The sequence below is a fragment of the Desulfobacter sp. genome, from assembly GCA_028768545.1.
Taxonomy (GTDB): domain Bacteria; phylum Desulfobacterota; class Desulfobacteria; order Desulfobacterales; family Desulfobacteraceae; genus Desulfobacter.
In genome coordinates, this window is sequence record CP054838.1 from 278875 (window position 1) to 299986 (window position 21112).

At 48.2% G+C, this 21112-nt stretch carries 17 protein-coding genes and 1 pseudogene; 10 read left to right on the forward strand and 8 right to left on the reverse strand.

What is annotated here, in order from left to right; genetic code table 11:
• Nucleotides 1-2: 2 nt before the first annotated feature.
• From HUN05_01300 to HUN05_01310, 3 genes are all read right to left on the reverse strand, one after another.
• Nucleotides 3-3143: an efflux RND transporter permease subunit gene (locus HUN05_01300; protein WDP83968.1), complete on the reverse strand. Its 3141-nt coding sequence runs from the start codon at nucleotides 3141-3143 to the stop codon at nucleotides 3-5.
• On the reverse strand, nucleotides 3143-4300 hold the full coding sequence (locus HUN05_01305) for an efflux RND transporter periplasmic adaptor subunit (GenBank protein ID WDP83969.1): 1158 nt from the start codon (nucleotides 4298-4300) through the stop codon (nucleotides 3143-3145). Before HUN05_01305 ends, HUN05_01300 begins: the two co-directional genes overlap by 1 nt.
• Before the next feature lie 195 nt (nucleotides 4301-4495).
• Nucleotides 4496-4858: a hypothetical protein gene (locus HUN05_01310; protein WDP83970.1), complete on the reverse strand. Its 363-nt coding sequence runs from the start codon at nucleotides 4856-4858 to the stop codon at nucleotides 4496-4498.
• 137 nt (nucleotides 4859-4995) lie between these two features.
• Between HUN05_01310 and HUN05_01315 the strand changes: the two genes are divergently transcribed.
• The 7 genes from HUN05_01315 (at nucleotide 4996) to HUN05_01345 (ending at nucleotide 12404) form a co-directional block, all read left to right on the forward strand.
• On the forward strand, nucleotides 4996-5565 hold the full coding sequence (locus HUN05_01315) for a cupin domain-containing protein (GenBank protein WDP83971.1): 570 nt from the start codon (nucleotides 4996-4998) through the stop codon (nucleotides 5563-5565).
• An 8-nt stretch (nucleotides 5566-5573) separates the two neighbouring features.
• Nucleotides 5574-7226, forward strand: coding sequence for an AMP-binding protein (locus tag HUN05_01320; protein WDP83972.1), 1653 nt, complete (start codon nucleotides 5574-5576; stop codon nucleotides 7224-7226).
• A gap of 158 nt (nucleotides 7227-7384) precedes the next feature.
• Nucleotides 7385-8395: a thiamine ABC transporter substrate-binding protein gene (locus tag HUN05_01325; GenBank protein ID WDP87869.1), complete on the forward strand. Its 1011-nt coding sequence runs from the start codon at nucleotides 7385-7387 to the stop codon at nucleotides 8393-8395.
• A complete protein-coding gene (locus HUN05_01330) occupies nucleotides 8374-10032 on the forward strand; it encodes an iron ABC transporter permease (protein WDP87870.1) in 1659 nt (552 codons plus the stop codon). Before HUN05_01325 ends, HUN05_01330 begins: the two co-directional genes overlap by 22 nt.
• Before the next feature lie 4 nt (nucleotides 10033-10036).
• On the forward strand, nucleotides 10037-10750 hold the full coding sequence (locus HUN05_01335; GenBank protein WDP83973.1) for an ABC transporter ATP-binding protein: 714 nt from the start codon (nucleotides 10037-10039) through the stop codon (nucleotides 10748-10750).
• 115 nt (nucleotides 10751-10865) lie between these two features.
• Nucleotides 10866-11384: a helix-turn-helix transcriptional regulator gene (locus tag HUN05_01340; protein WDP87871.1), complete on the forward strand. Its 519-nt coding sequence runs from the start codon at nucleotides 10866-10868 to the stop codon at nucleotides 11382-11384.
• A gap of 177 nt (nucleotides 11385-11561) precedes the next feature.
• Entirely contained in the window at nucleotides 11562-12404 is an 843-nt protein-coding gene (locus HUN05_01345) for a TonB-dependent receptor plug domain-containing protein (GenBank protein ID WDP83974.1), read from the forward strand.
• Nucleotides 12405-12552: 148 nt separating this feature from the next.
• Here HUN05_01345 and HUN05_01350 read toward each other — a convergent pair whose 3' ends face one another.
• Nucleotides 12553-13212 (reverse strand): IS6 family transposase, encoded by a 660-nt coding sequence (locus HUN05_01350; GenBank protein ID WDP83975.1) that lies wholly within the window; start codon nucleotides 13210-13212, stop codon nucleotides 12553-12555.
• A 116-nt stretch (nucleotides 13213-13328) separates the two neighbouring features.
• On the opposite strand from HUN05_01350, the pseudogene HUN05_01355 reads away from it, so the two are divergent.
• Nucleotides 13329-13903, forward strand: a pseudogene (locus HUN05_01355) (sigma-54-dependent Fis family transcriptional regulator).
• A 221-nt stretch (nucleotides 13904-14124) separates the two neighbouring features.
• Here the strand turns inward: HUN05_01355 and HUN05_01360 are convergent.
• On the reverse strand, nucleotides 14125-15810 hold the full coding sequence (locus HUN05_01360) for a cation:proton antiporter (protein WDP83976.1): 1686 nt from the start codon (nucleotides 15808-15810) through the stop codon (nucleotides 14125-14127).
• A gap of 135 nt (nucleotides 15811-15945) precedes the next feature.
• Here HUN05_01360 and HUN05_01365 point away from each other — a divergent pair, with 135 nt between their 5' ends.
• On the forward strand, nucleotides 15946-16593 hold the full coding sequence (locus HUN05_01365) for a hypothetical protein (protein ID WDP83977.1): 648 nt from the start codon (nucleotides 15946-15948) through the stop codon (nucleotides 16591-16593).
• 20 nt (nucleotides 16594-16613) lie between these two features.
• Entirely contained in the window at nucleotides 16614-17324 is a 711-nt protein-coding gene (locus tag HUN05_01370; protein ID WDP83978.1) for an IS6 family transposase, read from the forward strand.
• Here the strand turns inward: HUN05_01370 and HUN05_01375 are convergent.
• From HUN05_01375 to HUN05_01385, 3 genes are all read right to left on the reverse strand, one after another.
• On the reverse strand, nucleotides 17312-18490 hold the full coding sequence (locus HUN05_01375) for an IS4 family transposase (GenBank protein ID WDP87872.1): 1179 nt from the start codon (nucleotides 18488-18490) through the stop codon (nucleotides 17312-17314). The genes HUN05_01370 and HUN05_01375 overlap by 13 nt on opposite strands.
• A 97-nt stretch (nucleotides 18491-18587) precedes the next feature.
• Nucleotides 18588-20141: a DEAD/DEAH box helicase family protein gene (locus HUN05_01380; GenBank protein WDP83979.1), complete on the reverse strand. Its 1554-nt coding sequence runs from the start codon at nucleotides 20139-20141 to the stop codon at nucleotides 18588-18590.
• A gap of 5 nt (nucleotides 20142-20146) precedes the next feature.
• A complete protein-coding gene (locus HUN05_01385) occupies nucleotides 20147-20764 on the reverse strand; it encodes a class I SAM-dependent methyltransferase (GenBank protein WDP83980.1) in 618 nt (205 codons plus the stop codon).
• Nucleotides 20765-21112: the final 348 nt, after the last annotated feature.

Genomic DNA, 21112 nt, shown 5'->3' on the forward strand with positions numbered 1-21112 from the left:
TATTATGCTCTCTTGTTCTTCAAATCACGTTTCTTCTCATACCGGCCGATTTTACCGATGAATACAAACAGCATGGGGTAAAAGAACAGGCCCAAAGATGTGGCCAGGCACATCCCCCCGAGAAGGGCAACCCCCATGATCTTTCTTGCTTCAGCGCCTGCGCCCGTGGCAATCACCAGAGGTAAAATTCCCAGAATAAAGGAAAAGGCGGTCATGAGAATGGGTCGAAACCGGAGCTTTGCCGATTCAACGGCCGCATCAAAAAGACTGAGCCCTTCGTTGAATTTAATATTGGCAAACTCCACAATCAAAATCGCATTCTTGGCGGCCATACCGATGAGCATGACCAAAGAAATCTGGGCAAACACGTTGTTCTCGTAACTTAAGTCATAAAACCGGGCCAGATACATCAGCCCCATGGCCCCAAAAATGGCAAAGGGGGTGCCCATCAAAATGCTGAAGGGCAAAGACCAGCTCTCATACTGGGCGGCCAGGATTAAAAACACAAATATAAGGGAAAAGACAAATACAAGGGCACCCGATCCTTCGGCCTCTTTCTCCTGAAATGACATATTGCTCCAGGCATAGGTCATATCTTCGGGAAGCACCTGGGCCGCCACCTCTTCCAGGGCATCCAAAGCCTGGGCAGAAGAGTATCCCTGGGCCGGGCTGCCGGTGAGTTCGGCTGCCCTGAGCAGGTTGAACCGATTGGTATAATCCGGTCCAAACACCTCTTTGACCCTGGCAAAGGCGGACAAGGGCACAGAGTCTCCGTTTTTATTTTTAAGAAAAAACAGATTAATCTGATTCTGGGACTGCCGATACTCTGGCTCCGCCTGGATATAGGCCTTGTACAGCCGGCCGAACCGGTTAAAATCATTCACATAGGAGCCTCCTAAAAAGGCCCCGATGGTGGTGTAAATATCGTTCAGGGAAATCCCGGCCTTTAAAGCCTTGTCCCGGTCCACCTCGATGAGTTTCTGGGCAACCGTGGGCCTGAAGGTGGTAAATATGGACCCGATCTCAGGCCGTTTCTGGGCCTCTTTTATAAAATTGGCCGCCTGGAGCCCCAGGTAAGCCGGGGTGTTGCCATGTCTGTCCTGGAGCATAAAGGTGAACCCGGATCCGGATCCAAGTCCGGAGATGGCCGGGGGACCGAATGCAAAGACCTGGGCCTCATTGATCTCCAGGAAAAAATCCCGGTTCAGTGCATTGATCACTTCCTTGGCCGTCCGCTCGCGCTCTGACCAGTCTTTGAGGGCAACAAATATAAATCCTGAATTGGTTCCCATGGCGCCGGACAGCATTGAAAATCCCGTGGCCGTGGTCACATAGGTCACTTCCTTGTGCCGTTTTACAATGGCTTCCACCTTTTTAGTCACCACATCAGATCGCTGGAGAGAGGCGGCATCGGGAAGCTGAACATTGACAAACAGATAGCCCATGTCCTCTGCCGGTACAAATCCGGCCGGAAGCAATTTACCCACAATTCCCGTACCGCAGGTCAGTACAAGAATAAAAATAAGGCCTAAAACGATCTTCCGGGCCACCATCTTGGTCACCCCCACATAGGTATTTGTGGTGAGATCAAAAATTTTGTTAAACCCTGCAAAAAACCATCCCAAAGGCCCCTTATAGGGTTTGGGCGCCTTGAGGATAAGACCGCAGAGGGCAGGGCTCAAGGTCAAGGCATTGATGGAGGAAAACAGAACCGAAACCACAATGGTCAGGGCAAACTGCTGGTAGAGACGGCCTGTGATCCCGCCCATGATGGCCACGGGCAAAAATACGGCCACAAGAACCAGGGTGGTGGCAATCACCGGGGCTGTTACCTCTTTCATGGCCGCAATCGTGGCCTCTTTGGGCTCCATGCCCTTGGCAATATTGACCTGCACCGCCTCCACCACCACAATGGCGTCATCCACCACAATGCCGATGGCCAAAACCAGACCGAGCAGGGACAGGGTGTTGACCGTGAATCCCAAGAGGGGAAAGGCCATAAATGCCCCGAGCAAAGAGACGGGTATGGCAATGGTGGGAATCAGGGTGGCCCGCCAGTCCTGGATAAAGATAAACACCACCAGAATAACCAGTCCCAGTGCAATGAACAAGGTTTCCACGATTTCATCAATTCCCTTGGTAATGGGGAGGGTGGCATCCATGGACACATCGTATTTAATTCCCTTGGGAAAGGAGGAGGACAGCTGGGCCATGGCGGTCTTTACATCCTGGGCCAGCTGAACCGCATTAGAGCCCGGGGCCTGGTACAAAGAAATAATGGCGCAGTCTTTTCCGTCAAGCCGGGTAAAGGTGTTATAGGACTCAACCCCCATCTCCACCCGGGCAATATCCCGTATCTTAACCTGGGCCCCGGTGGGGGTCGTCCTGATCACAATGTCCCCAAATTCTTTTTCCGACTGGAGCCGGTCGGGCAGCCGAACGGTATAGGTAAACTCCGTGCCCGGCGGGGCAGGTTCCGCCCCGAATTTTCCGCCGGGAACGATCACGTTCTGCGCCCGGATGGCGTCAATGATTTCCGGGACGGTCATGCCCAGCTGGGCAAGCCTGTCAGGGCGTATCCAGATCCGCATGGAATAGTCAGAGGCCCCCAGAACATCCACCCGGCCGATCCCTTTGATCCGGGCCAGAATATCCTTGATATTGATCAGGGCATAGTTGTTTAAAAAGGTCTGATCATATTGGCTGTTTTCATCGGTAAGGGCCACCAGCATAAGAATATTGGGCAAAGATTTTTCAGTGGACACCCCCAGCCGTTTGACCTCTTCGGGCAGCTTGGCTGTTGCGACAGAAACCCTGTTCTGGGCAAACACCGTATTCATGTCAGGATCCGTACCAATATCAAAGGAAATCTGAATGCTCATGGTCCCGTCATTGGCATTCACAGATTTCATATAGATCATATTGTCCACCCCGTTGATCTGCTGCTCTAGGGGGGTGGCCACAGACTGCTCCACGTTGATGGCATTGGCCCCGGTGTAAGATGCCCTGACCTGGACAATGGGCGGGGTGATATTTGGATACTGCTCCGTGGGAAGGGTCAGCAGGGAAAGGACTCCCACAATCATGGTGATAATGGCGATCACCATGGCCACAATGGGTCTTCTGAAAAAAAAAGAACCCATTATTCTCCATCCCTCGGGATGCGGTCCACCTGGGTCTTTTTAGGCCTTACTTTGGCCCCGTCACCCACTTTTTGCAGCCCTTCATAAATGATGCTCTCCCCGGACTTCAGCCCCTTGGTGACCAGCCAGAAATTATCAATGGTGGGCCCGAGTTCTATCCTGCGCTCGTGAACTATATTTTCCTTGTCCACAACAAATACCCGCTGAATGCCCTGAAGCTCGCTCACACAACGCTGGGGAATGAGAATCCCGCCGGCCACCTCGTCTGCCCTGAGTTTTATCTTGGCAAACTGACCCGGCCGGATTAAATTATCAGGGTTGGGAAAAGAGACCTGAACCAGGATGGCGCCTGTGGCAGGATCAATCTCCCGGTCCATAAAATTGGGCTGACCCTTGTGAGGATAGACAGAGCCGTCTGAAAGAATCATCCGGATATCAGGGTCATACTCTTCTGCGGCCTTGTGCCCCACCTCGGCCATGTGGCGGGCAATGCCCAGATACTGGGACTCGTTAAGGAAAAATTCAACCAATACCTGGTCGGTATTGGAAACCATATTCAAAATCACGGGATTCGGGTCCCGCCCCACAAAATCCCCCACCTTGGCCTGGGTTTTTCCGATGATCCCGTTAATGGGAGAATAAATCTGAGTATACCCCATCTGAATGCGGGCAGCCCTCAAATTGGCTTTGGCCGCTTCCACAGAGGCTTTGGCCGCTTCATAGGCCGCAACAGCCCCGTCCAGATCACTTTGGGAAACCGCATTTTTTTCGGCCAGGGGACGATATCGCTCAAGGTCTCTTTGGGCCTTGACCTGTTTGGTGTTGACCTCTGCCAAAAGCCCCTGTTTGGAGGCCACTTCAGCCTCAAAGGGCTGACTTTCAATAATATAAAGCAGGTCATTGGCTTTGACTGCCGACCCTTCCTTAAAATGAATTTCTTTTAAAAACCCTTCCACCCGGGCCCGGATGGCAATGTCTTTTACCCCGTATGCCTGACCCACAAAAATTTTATAGATAGGGACATCCTGGGCAAAGATTTCATACACCCCCACTTCCGGAGGCGGAGGCGGTTTGGGTGCCTCTTCCGCCTTTTGGCAACCAGAATTTAAAAAAAACAGAAATAAAGAAAAATAAACGATCCAAACATGTAATCTCATTTTCATCTCTTTCACACAAGGGTATTTGAATAATATAGGCCTTGAAAACATTGATTTGAAACTTTATACCATTCATCCGGGTTTGAACATCTTTTTTCCATGGGAACAAAAAAATCCCAGAGTAAAAAACAAATCCATTCACCCGGCTCAGGCTCTTTTTTTTGCAGGTTTTGTTTTAATATCAAAATAAAGAATTTATGGCTTTGTCTCCCTGATACTGACCTCAAATCTGTCCATGCAATCGATAATATCTTCTGTTCGGCCTTCATCAGCCGACCAGATCGTCATTTCAGGATCCTCCACCTTGACCAGGCACTCTGGAAAAAAATCATAAAATTGATCGCCGACTTTCAGCACTTTCCGGATATCTTCGGGGAATTTTGGGTCAGGCATGTGCTCGACAACCGTCCAATCATCCGGTACAATAAATTCAGCCCGTATATTTACCTCAATTGTTTTCATCTTTGTATCTCCTCTCCTAAAAAATAACAGGGGTGGTATCATCACCGGCTCAGGCAAAAAACGAGAGGCCATAAGCCCTTTTCCAGTCTTTTTCATCTATATTTTATATGTTGAATATTATTACCAGATTATAATTTTGACTCTACAAGGGAAAAGGGCTGATCACAATATTTTTTTGACAAAAGCTTTTCTATATATTATAGGATAAATTTTTTTCGCATCAAGGAGGACCTATGAAGACCGGAAAAGTAAATCAACGGATCATATCGTTCATGGAAAAACGGGAAATGGATATCCAGGGTCTTGCCGCGGCCAGCGGCCTGGATCCGAATTTTATCGACACCATGCTCAAAGAGGACGTCTATCCGCCCCTAGGCCCTTTGATGAAAATTGCACGGGCGTTGGGAGTCCGGCTGGGCACCTTCCTGGATGACCAGACAACCGCAGATCCCTATATTGTCCGCCAGGCGGAGCGGGCCGCGGAATTTTCCGTGCTCGGCGGCAAAAACAAGGCCGCGGCCTTAAATTTTTATGCCCTGGGCAAGGGCAAGGCAGACCGCCACATGGAACCTTTTTTCGTGGAAATCATGCCCGAATCCGCCAGGGAAAAGGTGTTGTCCTCCCACGAGGGGGAAGAATTCATTGCCGTGATCTCAGGCTCGGTTGAAGTCATATACGGAAACAAAATCCATATCCTCGATCCTGGAGATTCGGTTTATTACAATTCCATTGTTCCCCACTATGTTTCCTGTGCAGGCGAAGAAAAAGCAGAAATCCACGCGGTGATCTACATACCGGAATAGGGGGAAACATGGATGATAATATCGAATTAAAAGAGCTGACCCTGGGCCAGATCCTGGACCGCACTGTTGAAAAATTCCCGGACAACCCGGCCATTGTCTATGTGGACAGGGAGTTTCGCCTCACCTACAAAGAATTTTCAAATGTGGTGGATGAAACGGCAAAAGGCCTTATGGCCCTGGGGGTAAAAAAAGGCGAAAAAGTCGCGGTATGGGCCACCAACATCCCCTTCTGGGTTACGCTTCAATTTGCCACAGCCAAAATCGGGGCCATTTTGCTCACGGTGAATACCAACTATAAGACAGCCGAACTTGAGTACCTGCTCACCCAGTCCCAAGCTGAAAATTTATTTTTAATCGACAGTTTCCAGGATACAGACTACATCAACACGGTGTACGAACTTGTGCCCGAACTGAAAACCTGTCAGCGGGGCCATTTAAAGACCGCCAAATTTCCCCACCTCAAACGGGTGGGATTTTTGGGACCTGAAAAACACAGGGGCATGTACACCATCCCTGAAATCCGGGCCTTGTCCGTCATGGTCAATGAGGAAGAATACCTTGCCCGCCAGGAAAGCCTGACTCCCCATGATGTGGTCAACATGCAGTACACCTCGGGCACCACGGGATTTCCCAAAGGGGTGATGCTCACCCATTATAATATCGGAAACAACGGGTACTGGATCGGGGCCAACCAGAATTTCAGCGAAAATGACAGGCTCTGCCTGCCGGTGCCGTTATTCCACTGCTTTGGCTGTGTCTTAGGGGTATTGGCTGCCGTGAACCACGGCACCTGCATGGTGGTGCTTGAAGGATTTGATCCCATCCAGGTCATGGCATCGGTGGAACAGGAAAAATGCACGGCCCTTTACGGGGTCCCCACCATATTCATTGCCGTACTCGAACACCCCATGTTTGACAAGTTTGATTTTTCCTCTCTGCGAACCGGCATCATGGCCGGATCCAACTGCCCCACCCATGTCATGGAGCAGGTGATCCAAAAAATGCACATGACCGAGATCACCATCTGCTACGGACTGACCGAAGCCTCCCCTGTCATGACCTATACAAGGATAGAAGACGATCTCCGGGTCCGGGTGGAAACCGTGGGCCGGGCCCTGCCCCATATTGAGGTCAAAATCATTGATCCTGAAACCGGCAAAGAGCTGGGCACAGGAGAGCAAGGAGAGGTCTGCTGCCGGGGATACAGCGTGATGAAAGGATATTATAACAATCCTGAGGCCACGGCAGAGGCCATTGACAAGGAGGGCTGGCTCCATTCAGGAGACCTGGGCATCCTGGACCGCCAGGGGAATCTGTCCATCACAGGTCGGCACAAGGATATGATCATCCGGGGCGGAGAAAACATCTATCCCAGAGAAATCGAAGAATTTCTCTACCGCATGGATGAAATCATGGATGTTCAGGTGGCGGCCGTGCCCAGTGAAAAATACGGAGAAGAGGTAGGCGCATTTGTCATTCTCAAGGAAGGGTCAGATATTGACCCAAGTGATGTCTCTGATTTTTGCCGGGGAAAAATCAGCCGGTATAAAATCCCCAGATACGTCCATTTTACAAAAGAATACCCCATGACTGCCTCGGGTAAAATCCAAAAGTACAAATTAACACAAATGTCCTGCGATATCTGGCCGGACAGACGATAAACCCGATACCCGGCCATCACCCTTGGCCGGGCATTTTTTTCAATGGCAAAATTAATTCAAACCCTGTTGCCGTAAAAAATTTTTCAAGCCCTTAATTTTAAGTGTTCCATAATTTGGTTTGGCCCTGGAGAAAAAATATGAAAAAAATAATGACGTTAATGATCCTCCTGGTGAGCAGCTTTGCTGCTTTATGTTTTGCCGGTGAACCCCAGGTTACCCTCATGACCCATGACAGCTTTGGCATGAGCAAACAAGTGCTGGCAGATTTTGAAACTGCCCTGGGGGCAAAACTGCGTATCCTGAAATCCGGAGATGCAGGAGAGGCTTTGAACAAAGCCATTTTATCCAAGAACAACCCTTTGGCAGACATTTTCTACGGGGTAGACAACACCTTTCTAAGCCGGGCCCTGGATGAAGACCTTTTTGACGCTTACCCGCCCAAAGGGCTTGAAGACATAGACCCTGCACTGATCCTTGATAAGAGACACCGGCTGATCCCGGTGGATTACGGGGATGTCTGCCTCAACTATGATATTGCATGGTTTAAAAAAAACAGCCTCCAGCCCCCCCAAAGCCTTGAGGACCTGATCCTTCCCCAATACAAAGGTTCTCTTGTTGTCCAGAATCCGGCCACCTCGTCTCCTGGCCTGGCCTTTTTGCTTGCCACCATCAGCCGGTTCGGCCAGAACAAATATATCGACTATTGGCAAAAACTCAAAGCCAATGATCTTCTGATTGTCAACGGATGGAAAGATGCCTATTGGGGGCATTTTACAGCGGCCTCCAAGGGCAGCCGTCCCATGGTCGTCTCCTATGCCTCAAGCCCTGCCGCTGAAGTATTTTATGCTAAAACGCCTCCAAAGACGGCCCCCACAGGGGTTATGACCGGCAATGGATCAGCCTTCAGACAGGTTGAATTTGCCGGTATCCTGAAAAACAGCCCCAACCCTGTTCTGGCAAAAAAAGCCATGGACTTTATCCTTTCAACAAGGTTCCAGGAAGATATCCCCCTGCAGATGTTTGTATTCCCGGCAAACAAAAGAGCGGTTCTGCCCGAAGTCTTCAAAACCCATGCGAAGATCACCAAAAATCCTGCCCAATTGTCCCATGAGCGTATCAATAAAAACCGGGACAAATGGATCCGGGAGTGGACGGAACATATGCTCTAATGAGGTCATCCCCCTATACCCATACCTATTTTATAGCCGGACTGGTGCCCGGCGTGTTCTTTGCTCTGCTCTATTTTTACCCTTTGTCAGGCATCTTTGCCAAAAGTTTTTTTCCCAAAGGAAGCATCGATTTTTCCTTTCTGAACCAGGTATCCCCACGGATGATGAAAATCATCTGGTTTACCTTTTGGCAGGCAGCCGTGTCCACAGGCCTGACCCTGGCGTTTGCCCTGCCCTGCGCCTTTGTGATGTCCCATTATACCTTTAGGGGAAAAACCCTGCTGCGCCTGATTGCCTCCATCCCCTTTGTCCTGCCCGCGGTTGTGGTAGGCGCCGCTTTGGACGCCTGTTTCGGACAAAAGGGGATGATCCTCTGTCTAAACCAGCCCCTGACCCTGATATTCATTGCCCATGTTTTTTATAATTTTTCCGTGATGCTCAGAATTTTAACCGGCTTTTGGACCTCTCTTGGAACAGATCTCCAGGAGGCTGCGGCCTGTCTGGGAGCAAAGCCTGCTCAAGTCTTTTTCCACATCACCCTGCCCCTGCTGCGACCGGCCATCTGGGCCGGGGCAATTTTGGTTTTTATCTTCTGCTTTTCCAGTTTCGGCATCATCCTTATTTTGGGCGGGCCCTCTTATTCCACCATTGAGTCTGAGATTTACCGCCAGGCCGCACACATCTTTAATCTGCCCCTGGCCTCGTTCTTATCCCTGATTCAGATTTTATTCACCTTCGGGCTCATGGCCATGTATACCAAATTCTCAAAAAAGGCGGCACTATTGACCCCCAAAACAGGCCCCTCAGGTCTTAAACCTGCCAGGACCTGTTTAGAAAAGGCCATGGTTTGGGGAATGGCCCTGTTTATACTTCTTTTATGCCTGGCCCCCCTTTTATCCCTTGCCCTAAGATCTCTGATCCATGAGGGACAATTCTCCCTGATTTATTACCGGACAATTTTTGAAAATACCACCTGTTCAATCTTTTATATCCCCCCTTTCAATGCCATACAATTCTCGTTCGTCTTTGCGGCCGTAGCCCTTGTCATTGCCATGGTCACAGGCATTTGTGCAGCCTTGTTTGTCTACCATTGCGACCAGAAACCAAAGCATAAAATAGTTGCCTTTTTCGACCCTATTTTCATGCTGCCCCTGAGCACATCGGCGGTGACCTTAGGATTTGGCATCATCATTACTTTGGACCGGCCCCCATTGAACCTGAGAACCTCTGTTTTTCTCATCCCCCTGGTCCATGCCTTAGTCGGGTTCCCCTTTGTACTCAGAGCCATTTTACCGGCCCTGAGAAGCATTTCCCCCCAGATCAGGGAAGCGGCCGCCCTTTTAGGCGCCTCTCCCATTCAAGTTTTAAGATTCATTGATCTGCCCCTGATGACCAGGGCCCTTGTGGCCGCCGCCGTGTTTGCCTTTACCATCAGTCTCGGGGAATTCGGGGCCACCATTTTCACGGCCAGTCCGGACACCCCGACCATCCCCTTAGCCATCTACAGATTCTTAGGCCAGCCCGGGGCCTTGAACTACGGCCAGGCCATGGCCATATCCACCATTTTAATGATTGTCACGGCAGCAGGCTATATCCTCATAGAAAATTTCAGAGGCCAAAACGCCCAAGGAATATAAAAAAATGGAAAATCAATTGGAATTAACAGGGATTTCAAAAAAAGATGACCAGGGTGAAATCCTCTTGGACAGCCTGGATCTTTGCCTTGCCAAGGGAAGCCGCCTGTCCGTACTGGGGCCGTCAGGAAGCGGGAAAACCACGCTGCTGAGAATGATCGCAGGCCTTGAACACCCGGACAAAGGAGATATCCGGTTTAATGGAAAATCCATTCTGGCCCTGCCCCCCCACCGGCGGAATTTCGGCCTCATGTTCCAGGAATATGCCCTGTTCCCCCATTTAAACGTCTTCGAAAACATAGCGTTTGGCTTGAAAATGGCGGGCCACCCCCCAAAAAAACAAACCATCCGGGTGGAAGAGATGCTGGAACTGACCCAACTTCAGGGATTTAAAAACCGCTGTGTGGATGAGTTGTCCGGGGGAGAACGCCAGCGGGTGGCCCTGGCCCGAACCCTGGCACCGGAGCCTGACCTGCTCATGCTCGACGAGCCTCTAAGCTCCCTGGACCGGGTATTGAGAAAGCAGCTTCTGGCCCAGCTGACCCAAATTCTATCCCAGCTTTGCATCACCACCATCTTTGTCACCCATGACCACGAAGAGGCCTTTGCCGCAGGCAGCCGGGTGGTGCTCATGAACCAGGGAAAAATTCAGCAGCAGGGACCTCCTGAAGATCTGCTCAATAGACCTGCCAACCCCTGGGTCAAAATGTTCATGGAATAGGGGATGAACGCCTCCTGATTGGAAAGTTGTTTTCCCGAAAAATAAGGAGACTCGCCTTTTTCTGTATCTTATAATTGACAACTGGTAAATTATAAGATACAAACGGCCGTAAATGATGAACCCATTTGATTTTTCCATAATCAGAACCCTTCGCATGAAGCGGGGGATTACAGCTGAAGCGCTTGCCGGCCGTGCCAAGATGACCCGAGCCACTGTGGCCAAACTTGAATCCGGCAGGGGCAACCCGACCATTGATACTGTTTCAGCATTGGGAAATGTGTTTGGGCTGACTGCGGCTGAACTGATTCAAATGGCAGAGACAAAAGAGGGTGAGGCGGGTAAAACCGCCCCCTATGAAAAGGATGGGCTAAAGGGATTTCGGGTAGGATTTTCCGATTTTGAAATTTACCATCTCACAGCCGAGGCCGGGACAAAGGCCGTATCAGAGGCAGGGCTGCATAAAAATACAGCAGAAATCTGCCTGGTCATTTCCGGCAGGATCAGGGTAAGTCTCTTGGATGCTGTCCATGATTTAGGGCCGGGTGAGGCCGTGAGGTTTAAAGCCCTGCAAGGCCATGAACTTGATATCATATCTGATTCATCATTTCTTTTGATACATATTAATCCGGCCTGATTTTTTAAGGTCAGGCCGTTTTTCAACAGACCACGAAGGTCAATTTCCTGCATGGGCAGGGAAGGTGATTTTCGTGGTCTTTTTTTTGTCAGAATCTAAAAATTCAAGAAAGGAATACTGATGAGATTGATACAAAATTGGCAGAGCCCTTGTCCAAAGCGCTTTACAAGGCACTTCATGCTGTCTGTTCTTTTCCTGGTGCTGCTAGGATCCGGCATCACCCTGGCCGGAGAAACCCCTGGCAAGGAAGATATCACCCAATTGGGCCCCATAACGGTCACGGCGGAAAGAAACCAGGCCCAGGGCACGGAGGTGGTTGACACGGATACAATCCAGTCTCCCCGGGTCAGCGGGAACCTGATCGACAGTCTGGGCACCCTGCCAGGGGTCCAGCTCAAGCGCTCCGGCACCTTTGGTACGGGAACCGGCCTGAGATTAAGAGGGTTTGACGAAACCCGTTTGATCATATTAAAGGACGGGGTTAACATAAACCGGGACGGCTCCTATGGAAACGGGGCGGTGGACTGGAGCAGCTTTGGTTTGGAATCTGCCGAACAGATCCAGATATACCGGGGCAGCTGTCCGGCCAGGTACGGCAATACCCTGGGCGGGGTAATTGATATCAAAGGCATTGCGCCGAGTCCATCGCCCGCCGGTAAGGTCAGCCTCTCCTACGGCAGCCTGGGGACCCTGTCGGCAGGGGCATCCCATTCCGGTAAAAACGGTGCCCTGGGCTGGGCCGTCTCTGCCGGTCACTTTGAAACCGACGGCTACCTGATCAACAATTTCTCAGACAGGGATTCGGGATCAGCACAGCTGACCTTTGATATTTTCAAAGGATGGACCCTGGGCGCTGGGGCTGAAATCTCCCAAACGGAAAACGGGAACCCGGTATACAACCGTCCGAACAGCCCCTTTTACGATTCTTCTTACCCCGAGGCTGATGAGCGGGAGCTGCGGGGACCCGGCATCAGTTCCCGCCTGCTTGACGGTCCCCTGGCCTGGGGAAAAGAAAGTTAGACAGAGGATAAAAACACAGGGTACTCAGCCTTTATAAAAGGGGAGGTTCTGTTGCAAAAAATATTTCCAGGACAAAGAGATAGTTCAGGCGTAAAATTTACGCAGCATAAGAAAACAGATTTTCGACGAATTCTTTCTGCTTTAAAATTTATCCCTTCCTGATATTTTTAACTTGTCCTTTTCTGATCATGTTCATAATTTCATAGCCTTTTAGTGTCCGCCAGGCAGAATGAAATGTCTTGAACCCCATACCAGCTCTGACAAGCTTTTTGATAAACCGGTGGTCTTGCTCAATAATATTGTTCAGATATTTATTCTGTCTTAGGATACAGTCCTTATTCAGAAGCTTTTTTTCTTTCAAAGCCTTTACTGCCGGAGGATATGCAGGATTTCCGTCAACACTCAGAACCCGAGGTCTGGAGCTATTGGAAGCTCGCAGCATCTTTTTAAAAAATCGTTTGGCAGATTCCATATTACGTCTGCTGCGAAGAAGAAAATCGATGGTATTTCCACGGGAATCGACCGCTCGGTAAAGATACTTCATTTTCCCCCGCACCTTGATATATGTTTCATCAATACGGTAAGAATCATTTGATTGCCGCAGATACTTCCTGCTTCGCTTTTCCATTTCAGGAGCATAGCGCTGAACCCATCGGTAAATGGTACTGTGATCCACAGACAAGCCCCGTTCTTGCATCATCTCTTCCAGATTCCTGTAACTCAGTTGATATCTCAGATACCAGCGAACATTCAACAGGATGATTTCTTTTTCATAATGACGCCACTTGAAAGGGTTTTCATTTTTCATACTATCTCTCTGCAAACAAATTAGTGCCAAAACGGACTTGTATCAGACATTAATAATTTTTTGCAACAGAACCGACCAAGCTATTAAGGGTTCTTGAGTCAGGCCAGTTTGAGAGAATTGGAGATATTTCACCAATCAAGGTTGACGTTCGAATCATCACGGCCACAAACAAGGACCTTGAAGAGTTGATAGAAAAAAAAGAATTCCGGCAGGATTTACTCTTCAGGATCAACGTCATCCCCATCCACCTGCCGCCGTTAAGAGACAGAAAAGAAGATATCCCTTTGTTGATCAGTTCTTTTATCCGCCGTCTGAATATAACCACCGGCAAAAACATTAGCGGAGTGAGCCGCGATGCCATGGAAGCGATTATGGATTACCATTGGCCGGGTAATATCAGAGAGCTTAAAATGCCATGGAGTATTCCTTTGTTACCACGGAAGGCAGTGCAATCCAGCCGGAGCATTTACCCAAACAAATAAGCACATTTAAAAGACGCGCTCCTTCTTCTATCAAAACCGAGACAAATGGCAAGATCCTGCCCGATGAAAAAGCCCAGTTAATTCAGGCCCTCAAACAGACAAATGGCAACCAGTCAAAGGCGGCAAGACGTCTTAATATAAACAGGGTCACCGTATGGAACCGCATGAAAAAATACAAGATAGATCTTAAAAAGGTTTTGTCAGTGTAAAAATAATCGTATGAAACCCGATTAAAAAATTTTGATACTGGATTCAGGCCAGCGTATCAACCGCTGGGGCTTGAGCCTATCCAGACCGGAAATTACTATTTTTCCAGGCCTGAATTCAACCGGGAGGCCAAAGGGGTCAACCTGTTTTGGGACTGGCTGAAAGCCACCCTGGACCTTCAAGAGACCGGCCCCTAAGGTTCAAACGCCGTGAATTTGAAATTTCATGATTCAGGACCTGCGGGGTCCGGGGTCTGCTGCCCACTGAGGCGGCAGGCCATGAGCGTGCAGTCTTCATCTGTCAGGTAATCGGCAATTCGCCGGCTCAGTTCCTCACCCATAAGGGTTTCCTCGTCCACCACCAGGGTGGCACCGGCAGCGTTTAGATCCTTAACATGCCGGTTGTAGCGCCCCCTGACCACAAGAGAGATGCCAGGGGACAATTGACGAATGGTTTTTATAATTTTCCGGGCAATCTGAGAATCCGGCACCGTAACCACAGCCATACAGGCACGGGACAGACCGGCATGGCTTAAGATCTCTTCATTTGCCGCATCCCCCAGGTAAATTTGGGCATTTTCCCGGGAGGCAAAGGCTTGACTGGCAGGATTTACATCAACAATCACAGGCATAAGACCCCTGGATTTCAAGGTTCTGACCACATGGCGGCCGGCCGGGCCCAATCCCACCACAATCACCCGTGGTTCGCCAAAGGATTCGTGGACTTCGGAATCAGGCATTGATCTCCCCAAAGACTTTGAAAATAGCCAGTCACTCAAGGGAAGGGCAAAATCCACCATATAAGGGGTGGCCATCATCAGCACAATGGTCACAGAGATAATAAAATCCATGGCCGGGACTGTCATCAGCCCCCCCTGGTTTGCCGCCGTGGCCAGGACAAAGGAGAATTCTCCTATCTGGCCCAGACAGATCCCTGTTGCCAGGGCATGGCGGCGGTTCAGTCCCAAAAGCCGGGTCACCCCGAAAATCACCCCTGCCTTGCCTGCAAATATCACCAGGGCCAAAGGCAGGATATAATGAAGATGCGCCATAAACCAAACCGGCTTGATAAACATGCCCACAGAGGCAAAAAACAAGGTGACCATCATGGTTCTCAAAGACCCGATATCTGCCCTGATTTGGGGGGCAAAAGGGGATTCTCCCAACAGCATTCCCGCCACAAACGCCCCGAGCGCAGGGGAAATGCCCACTTTATGCGCAGCCCAGGTCGCGCCCAGACCTGTGGACACAGCCAAAAGCACGGTCAGTTCCCTGTCTGCAAACAAATGGGCCGAGGATAAGAGCCGCGGGACCAGATGATAGAGAACAAGATACAATGCCAGGGCCAGTCCTGCCACGGAAGCCAGAAGCGTAACCATATGTATGACCATGCCATCCCCTGTGCCGGGGGAAGCTAAAAAACCGATCATCAATACCAGGGGCACAATGGCCATATCCTGGAACAAAAGAATACCTAAACTGGTCCTGCCCTGGATGGATTCCATTTGCGCCCGAGCCACCAGCACCCGGAGCACAATGGTAGTCGAGCTTAGGGTCAAAACCGCCCCCATGGCCAGGGCGGTTTGAATATTGAAAAAAAAAGACATGACAACAGCACCCAGGATCAGGGTAAGCCCCACCTGCATGGCACCACCGCCAAAGGCGGTTTTCCCCATGCGCCGAACCTGGCCAAAGGAGAACTCCAGGCCAATGGAAAACAGGAGCAAAGAGACACCCAGCTCAGCCATTTGGCCCACCATGTCGGCATTCCCGATAAAAGGCCCTGCTGCCACACCGGCAAAGATATACCCCAGAATCGGACTTTGCTTGAATTTTAAGGCCAGGCTGCCGAATATAAAGGCAGCTCCCAGCAGTAAAACCAATTCCATGAGAAAAAGCCAAATATCCATATTCTACGCTTCCATCTTAAATTCTTAAAATTAAGGCTCTTTGAATATACACTTTTTCCTCCCCAAAAAACAAGAAATCAGACCGTAACAAAAAACGCAAACTTTCAAAAAGGAAAAATATGGTTTATTCATCCCATGTTTTTCAAACTCCGCCATAAATTATTCCCAACAATTTGCTGCTGGATCATTTTTGGTTTTACCTTTTCCCCTTTTTGCTTTGCCGAGTCCGTAAAAAAGGTCATATCCGTCAGCCCGGCCTGGAACGACTTTACAAACAAAGACGGATCCGGTCTTTACCATGATATATTAAAGGCTGTTTTCACCCCCCATAATATCCAGGTCGCCCACAAGTACACCAATGCCAAACGCGGGATCTACATGGTCGAGAATAATTTGGCAGACATTTATACCTGTATAGACCAAATCAAAAATTTTCCGGGCATAGCCCTTGGGAAATATCCCATGTATGAAGGCCGGGTCTATGCGATATTTAAAAAAGAAAAAATAAAAGACTGGCAGGGACTATCCTCCCTTGAAAACCGGAATGTCGTATGGCAGCGCGGATATTACCAAGCCTCGGACTTCAAGGTTGACCTTGTCCCGGTGGTGGCTGATTCCGGGATATCTGCCCTGGGCCAGGTGGTGGTCGGCCGGGCGGATTTTTATGTTGACGATCTCAACCTGATCAGGGACTCCATCTTCAAAAGCCTGTTCACCATTGACATGGACGGGTTCTGTTGCAAAAAATTATTAATGTCTGATACAAGTCCGTTTTGGCACTAATTTGTTTGCAGAGAGATAGTATGAAAAATGAAAACCCTTTCAAGTGGCGTCATTATGAAAAAGAAATCATCCTGTTGAATGTTCGCTGGTATCTGAGATATCAACTGAGTTACAGGAATCTGGAAGAGATGATGCAAGAACGGGGCTTGTCTGTGGATCACAGTACCATTTACCGATGGGTTCAGCGCTATGCTCCTGAAATGGAAAAGCGAAGCAGGAAGTATCTGCGGCAATCAAATGATTCTTACCGTATTGATGAAACATATATCAAGGTGCGGGGGAAAATGAAGTATCTTTACCGAGCGGTCGATTCCCGTGGAAATACCATCGATTTTCTTCTTCGCAGCAGACGTAATATGGAATCTGCCAAACGATTTTTTAAAAAGATGCTGCGAGCTTCCAATAGCTCCAGACCTCGGGTTCTGAGTGTTGACGGAAATCCTGCATATCCTCCGGCTGTAAAGGCTTTGAAAGAAAAAAAGCTTCTGAATAAGGACTGTATCCTAAGACAGAATAAATATCTGAACAATATTATTGAGCAAGACCACCGGTTTATCAAAAAGCTTGTCAGAGCTGGTATGGGGTTCAAGACATTTCATTCTGCCTGGCGGACGCTAAAAGGCTATGAAATTATGAACATGATCAGAAAAGGACAAGTTAAAAATATCAGGAAGGGAGAAATTTTAAAGCAGAAAGAATTCGTCGAAAATCTGTTTTCTTATGCTGCGTAAATTTTACGCCTGAACGATCTCTTTGTCCTGGAAATATTTTTTGCAACAGAACCACTATGAGAGCCCTGCTCCTCGCAGCCAAACAGGTCATTTAGAATGGCGGTTCGCAGCTGCCGAACTCTTTTGATCGTGACCTTTTCATTAAACTGTTTTTGGCAATGGATTGCCAGTAACAGGTAAGTGATAAGGCCGCCAAGAATCTGAACCATAAGGCCGTATTCACTGCGGGCAATGAGATGATATACCTTCAGATGTTCTTTCCACCATTTGAAAAAATCCTCAATGGTCCACCGGAGTTTATAAATTGTTGCTATTTGTTCCGCTGTTAAATCATGCCTGTCAGTTGCCACATAGTATTTGACGCCAGCAATTTTATAGCCAACAACCCGAACAGGCCTTTTCGTCTGGTTTTGATTCGGAGTACCAAGTTTAACCAGTGCATCATAAAAAATGTAGCTGTCGGAAGGGGTCTCGTGGTTATCAATAATTGTTCTTGTTGTCCTGGTTTTTATACGGCAGACAAAATGTTTGCCTTGCTCCTGAAGCAGGTCAAATTCTTTATGGGATTGATATCCACGATCCATAACACCTGTTTGCCCCTTGGAAAGTATTTTGGGAACAAAAGTGCGTTCAGCGCCGTTGCCTTCAGTCAAAAAGATTTTGTTTGGGATTCCGTGATTAATGTCAAATCCGCAATGTACTTTGGCTTTTTTACTTCCTTTTCTGTAGTTCGCCCAGTGCATTGAAAGGACTGCATTTATGAGACTACCGTCAATGGAAACCAACTCTCCTAACTCGGCGTGTTCACCCGGATGACACTCAAGAGCCTGTTTATAAAGATCCTCAAAGATAAATTGCAGTTGTTCGAGTCCCCTGTGATTGATGGCTTCACAGAAACTACTACGGCTGATACCACCGTCTGGCGCAATATTTTCTTTAGCAAAAACATTCTCCTTGAGATCCTGAATTAAATGTCGGGCAGACTTGTGCTCCTGAAGATGGAAATAAACCAAAGCATTTATCTGGTCTTCGAATGTCATTTTTAAAGGGCGGTCTCCTCGAGATTGTAATTCCGGTGCTTTTGAAAGTGACTTTATCAGAGGGCACCTGAAATTGTCAAAGTTCAGGGACCGTAGTTGTTTTTTAGGGACTGAGATGTGCGTCATTTGAGCTCCTTGAGTTAAATTTTCAAGGCGCACAAAAATTTTTACGCACATTTGTCAACACAAAACAGACTGTTTTTTCAATGATTTTAGATGCTTTTTATATGCAACAACCTAACCGGACACTACTGATGGTGACTGCATGTTTGACAGAGACACAGAAAATAACGCCTTGTTTGAATGGGAGGCTTGAGTCGGGATTTACAAAATATTTTAAGAGAACATCAACGATAAGCTGATCCCTTGACGGCGCAATCACTTTTCTTTGCAGATCTGTGGCCATGTAATCCTTACCATTAAACCGAACCTGGCTCAGATCAATATTGCTTTTGATCCGGAATGCCTTGATCGGTGCGAGCAGTCCCGTTTTGATGGCTTGGTCCAGGCTTAAATCTGTTTCATATTTTCCAAAGATTGTTTCCAGTTTTTTGTCGTCAAGACGCTTATCCGTGGCGGTAAATCCGATCAGGGTATTGGGCCTGAAATGCTGGATTACCTTTTGAACTGTGGGGGCCACTGCATGGTGCGCCTCGTCTATGGCGATGTAGTCAAAGAAATCAAAGGGGATTTTTGGGTAATGTCGGCTCAGCCAGGAATAGGTCTGTACGATGACGGCATGTGAACTGATATCCTCTCCCACCTTGATTCTGTCCGAGAGATCATAGTCTTTTAACCGCAGTGTAAGTTTAGCAATATGATCGATTTTCAGTTGCCTTGACGGCACCATCACCAATGTCCTGTCAGCCTGTCCTTTTTTGAATTCATTGGAATGATCTGCGATGAGTATTTCTGTTTTACCTATTCCTGTGGGCAGAACCACTAAAAAAGAGGTGTGTCCTTTTTTTCTTTCTGTTTTAAGGCCTTCAAGGACATTTTCCTGGTGCTCAAAGAGTTTGAAGGATCTTGTGACAGATACTTTCTGGGTCAGTAAAAAATTGTCCGGGCTCCCGAAAAACAGCTTCATCTCTTCGGAAAAATTGTCCGTGAATTTCATCCCCTGGAGGGACCATCGAAAGACTTTTGCTCCGTATGCCGCAAGAGAGTTCTGCTTGATCAGCTGGTTTTTATATTTTGCGGCACCGGTAAGCAAAGGGTGATGGTAGAGTTCTCCGTTTTTTTCTATGGCAATGTCAAAATCATTTCTGCGGATATAATAATCCACCCACCTTGTCTGGCCGTTGATATCAATAACAGGATATTCCCTTTGCACCCGGTCCAGTCTTTCACGGCCGAAACAATCAATGAATGTCTGCTCAAAGCAGGCTTCCGGCATTGTGGGATCAACTTCTTGAAGCGCCCTGTTGCCGCCGCTTGTATATATGTTGTCTTCATCAAAGTGACCGGAAAGGAATTGGTCAAATAACCTGGCTGCTTCATCAAGTTCTTGGGTGTTATCCACCATAAAGCGGAATACCCTGCCGTATTCATGCATCAATAAATTTTGCTCTTTGGTATATTCCGTGTAATCGTAGGGGAAGCAAGAATCGCAGATCAGGTGGTCGAGCAGCACAGCCGTACCTTTCGCTTTATCCGTAAAAAAACATCCCCTTAAGGTCTGGCCGGAAAGCCCGAATCCGTGCCCGGATAGTTTTTTTTCTGCCGCAGCCAGAAGACGGCTGTCAAAGCCGGGGTATACTTTTAGGGATGGTGTCATAAGACCTATTCTGATTTTTCCATCAGGCAGTTCATCCAGAAAATGCTGTCCCTTCCCAAGCCGTCCTTAGTGATGCTGGATTGGATGGTTTTAAATCCATATCTTTTGCATAGATTCAGCCAGTCATCCTGTGTCAGAGCGGTAAACCTGCGTCCTTTGCCGTTAAATTCATTTTTTTGGGTATCGTCCCTTTGAATGGGGACTGAAAAGAAGAATAGTCCTTTTGAAATCAACAGCGATCTGATCGCTACCATTGTTTTTTCAATGTCCGGACGGGAAAGGTGCATGAGTGTTGCAATGGAAAAAACCCCTTCAAAGGGGCCCAATTTGGCTGACAACCCTTTTGGGATCTCAATGGTATGAAGGCAGCCGGATAATTCAGGATGATGGATCAAGGCGGATTTCACCATGGCATTAGAACCATCAATACCAATAACCTTAAACCCCTGGCTCATCATAAAAGAGGCGTCCCGCCCGGATCCGCATCCAAGCTCCAATAAATTCGCCGATGGTTTAAAGGAATTTTTTAAGAGTATATGCAGGTCTGAAACATCTGCAGTCTCATACCTGGCTGCTGTTTGTTCTGCGTTCTCGTTGTAATATCTGAGTGTACTGTGATTCATAATCCAATTTCATTTTTATCTGCCACTGTTGATAAGAATAGTATCCAATATTTCTAATCAAGCCTGTATATTAAAGAAAGGAAGAATGCAAATTATTTTCAATGGGTGAACCTGCCTACACCTAAACCAAGCTCAAGATGATGGCCGATGCCGGAAAGGATGAAAAACAAACCCGTGGCATAGATCGTAAACGCAAAAAGGGCTGGAAATTTATTTTCCAGTCCTTTTGGGGTTGTCCTTTAATGGATATTTATTCAGTTTTCGGGGTTTCAGTTGCTGATTCCGGTGGGGGGGGCTGTCATTTTTTTAAATTCTTTTTTCTGTAATTTTTTGAGTGTAGTAGGTTTT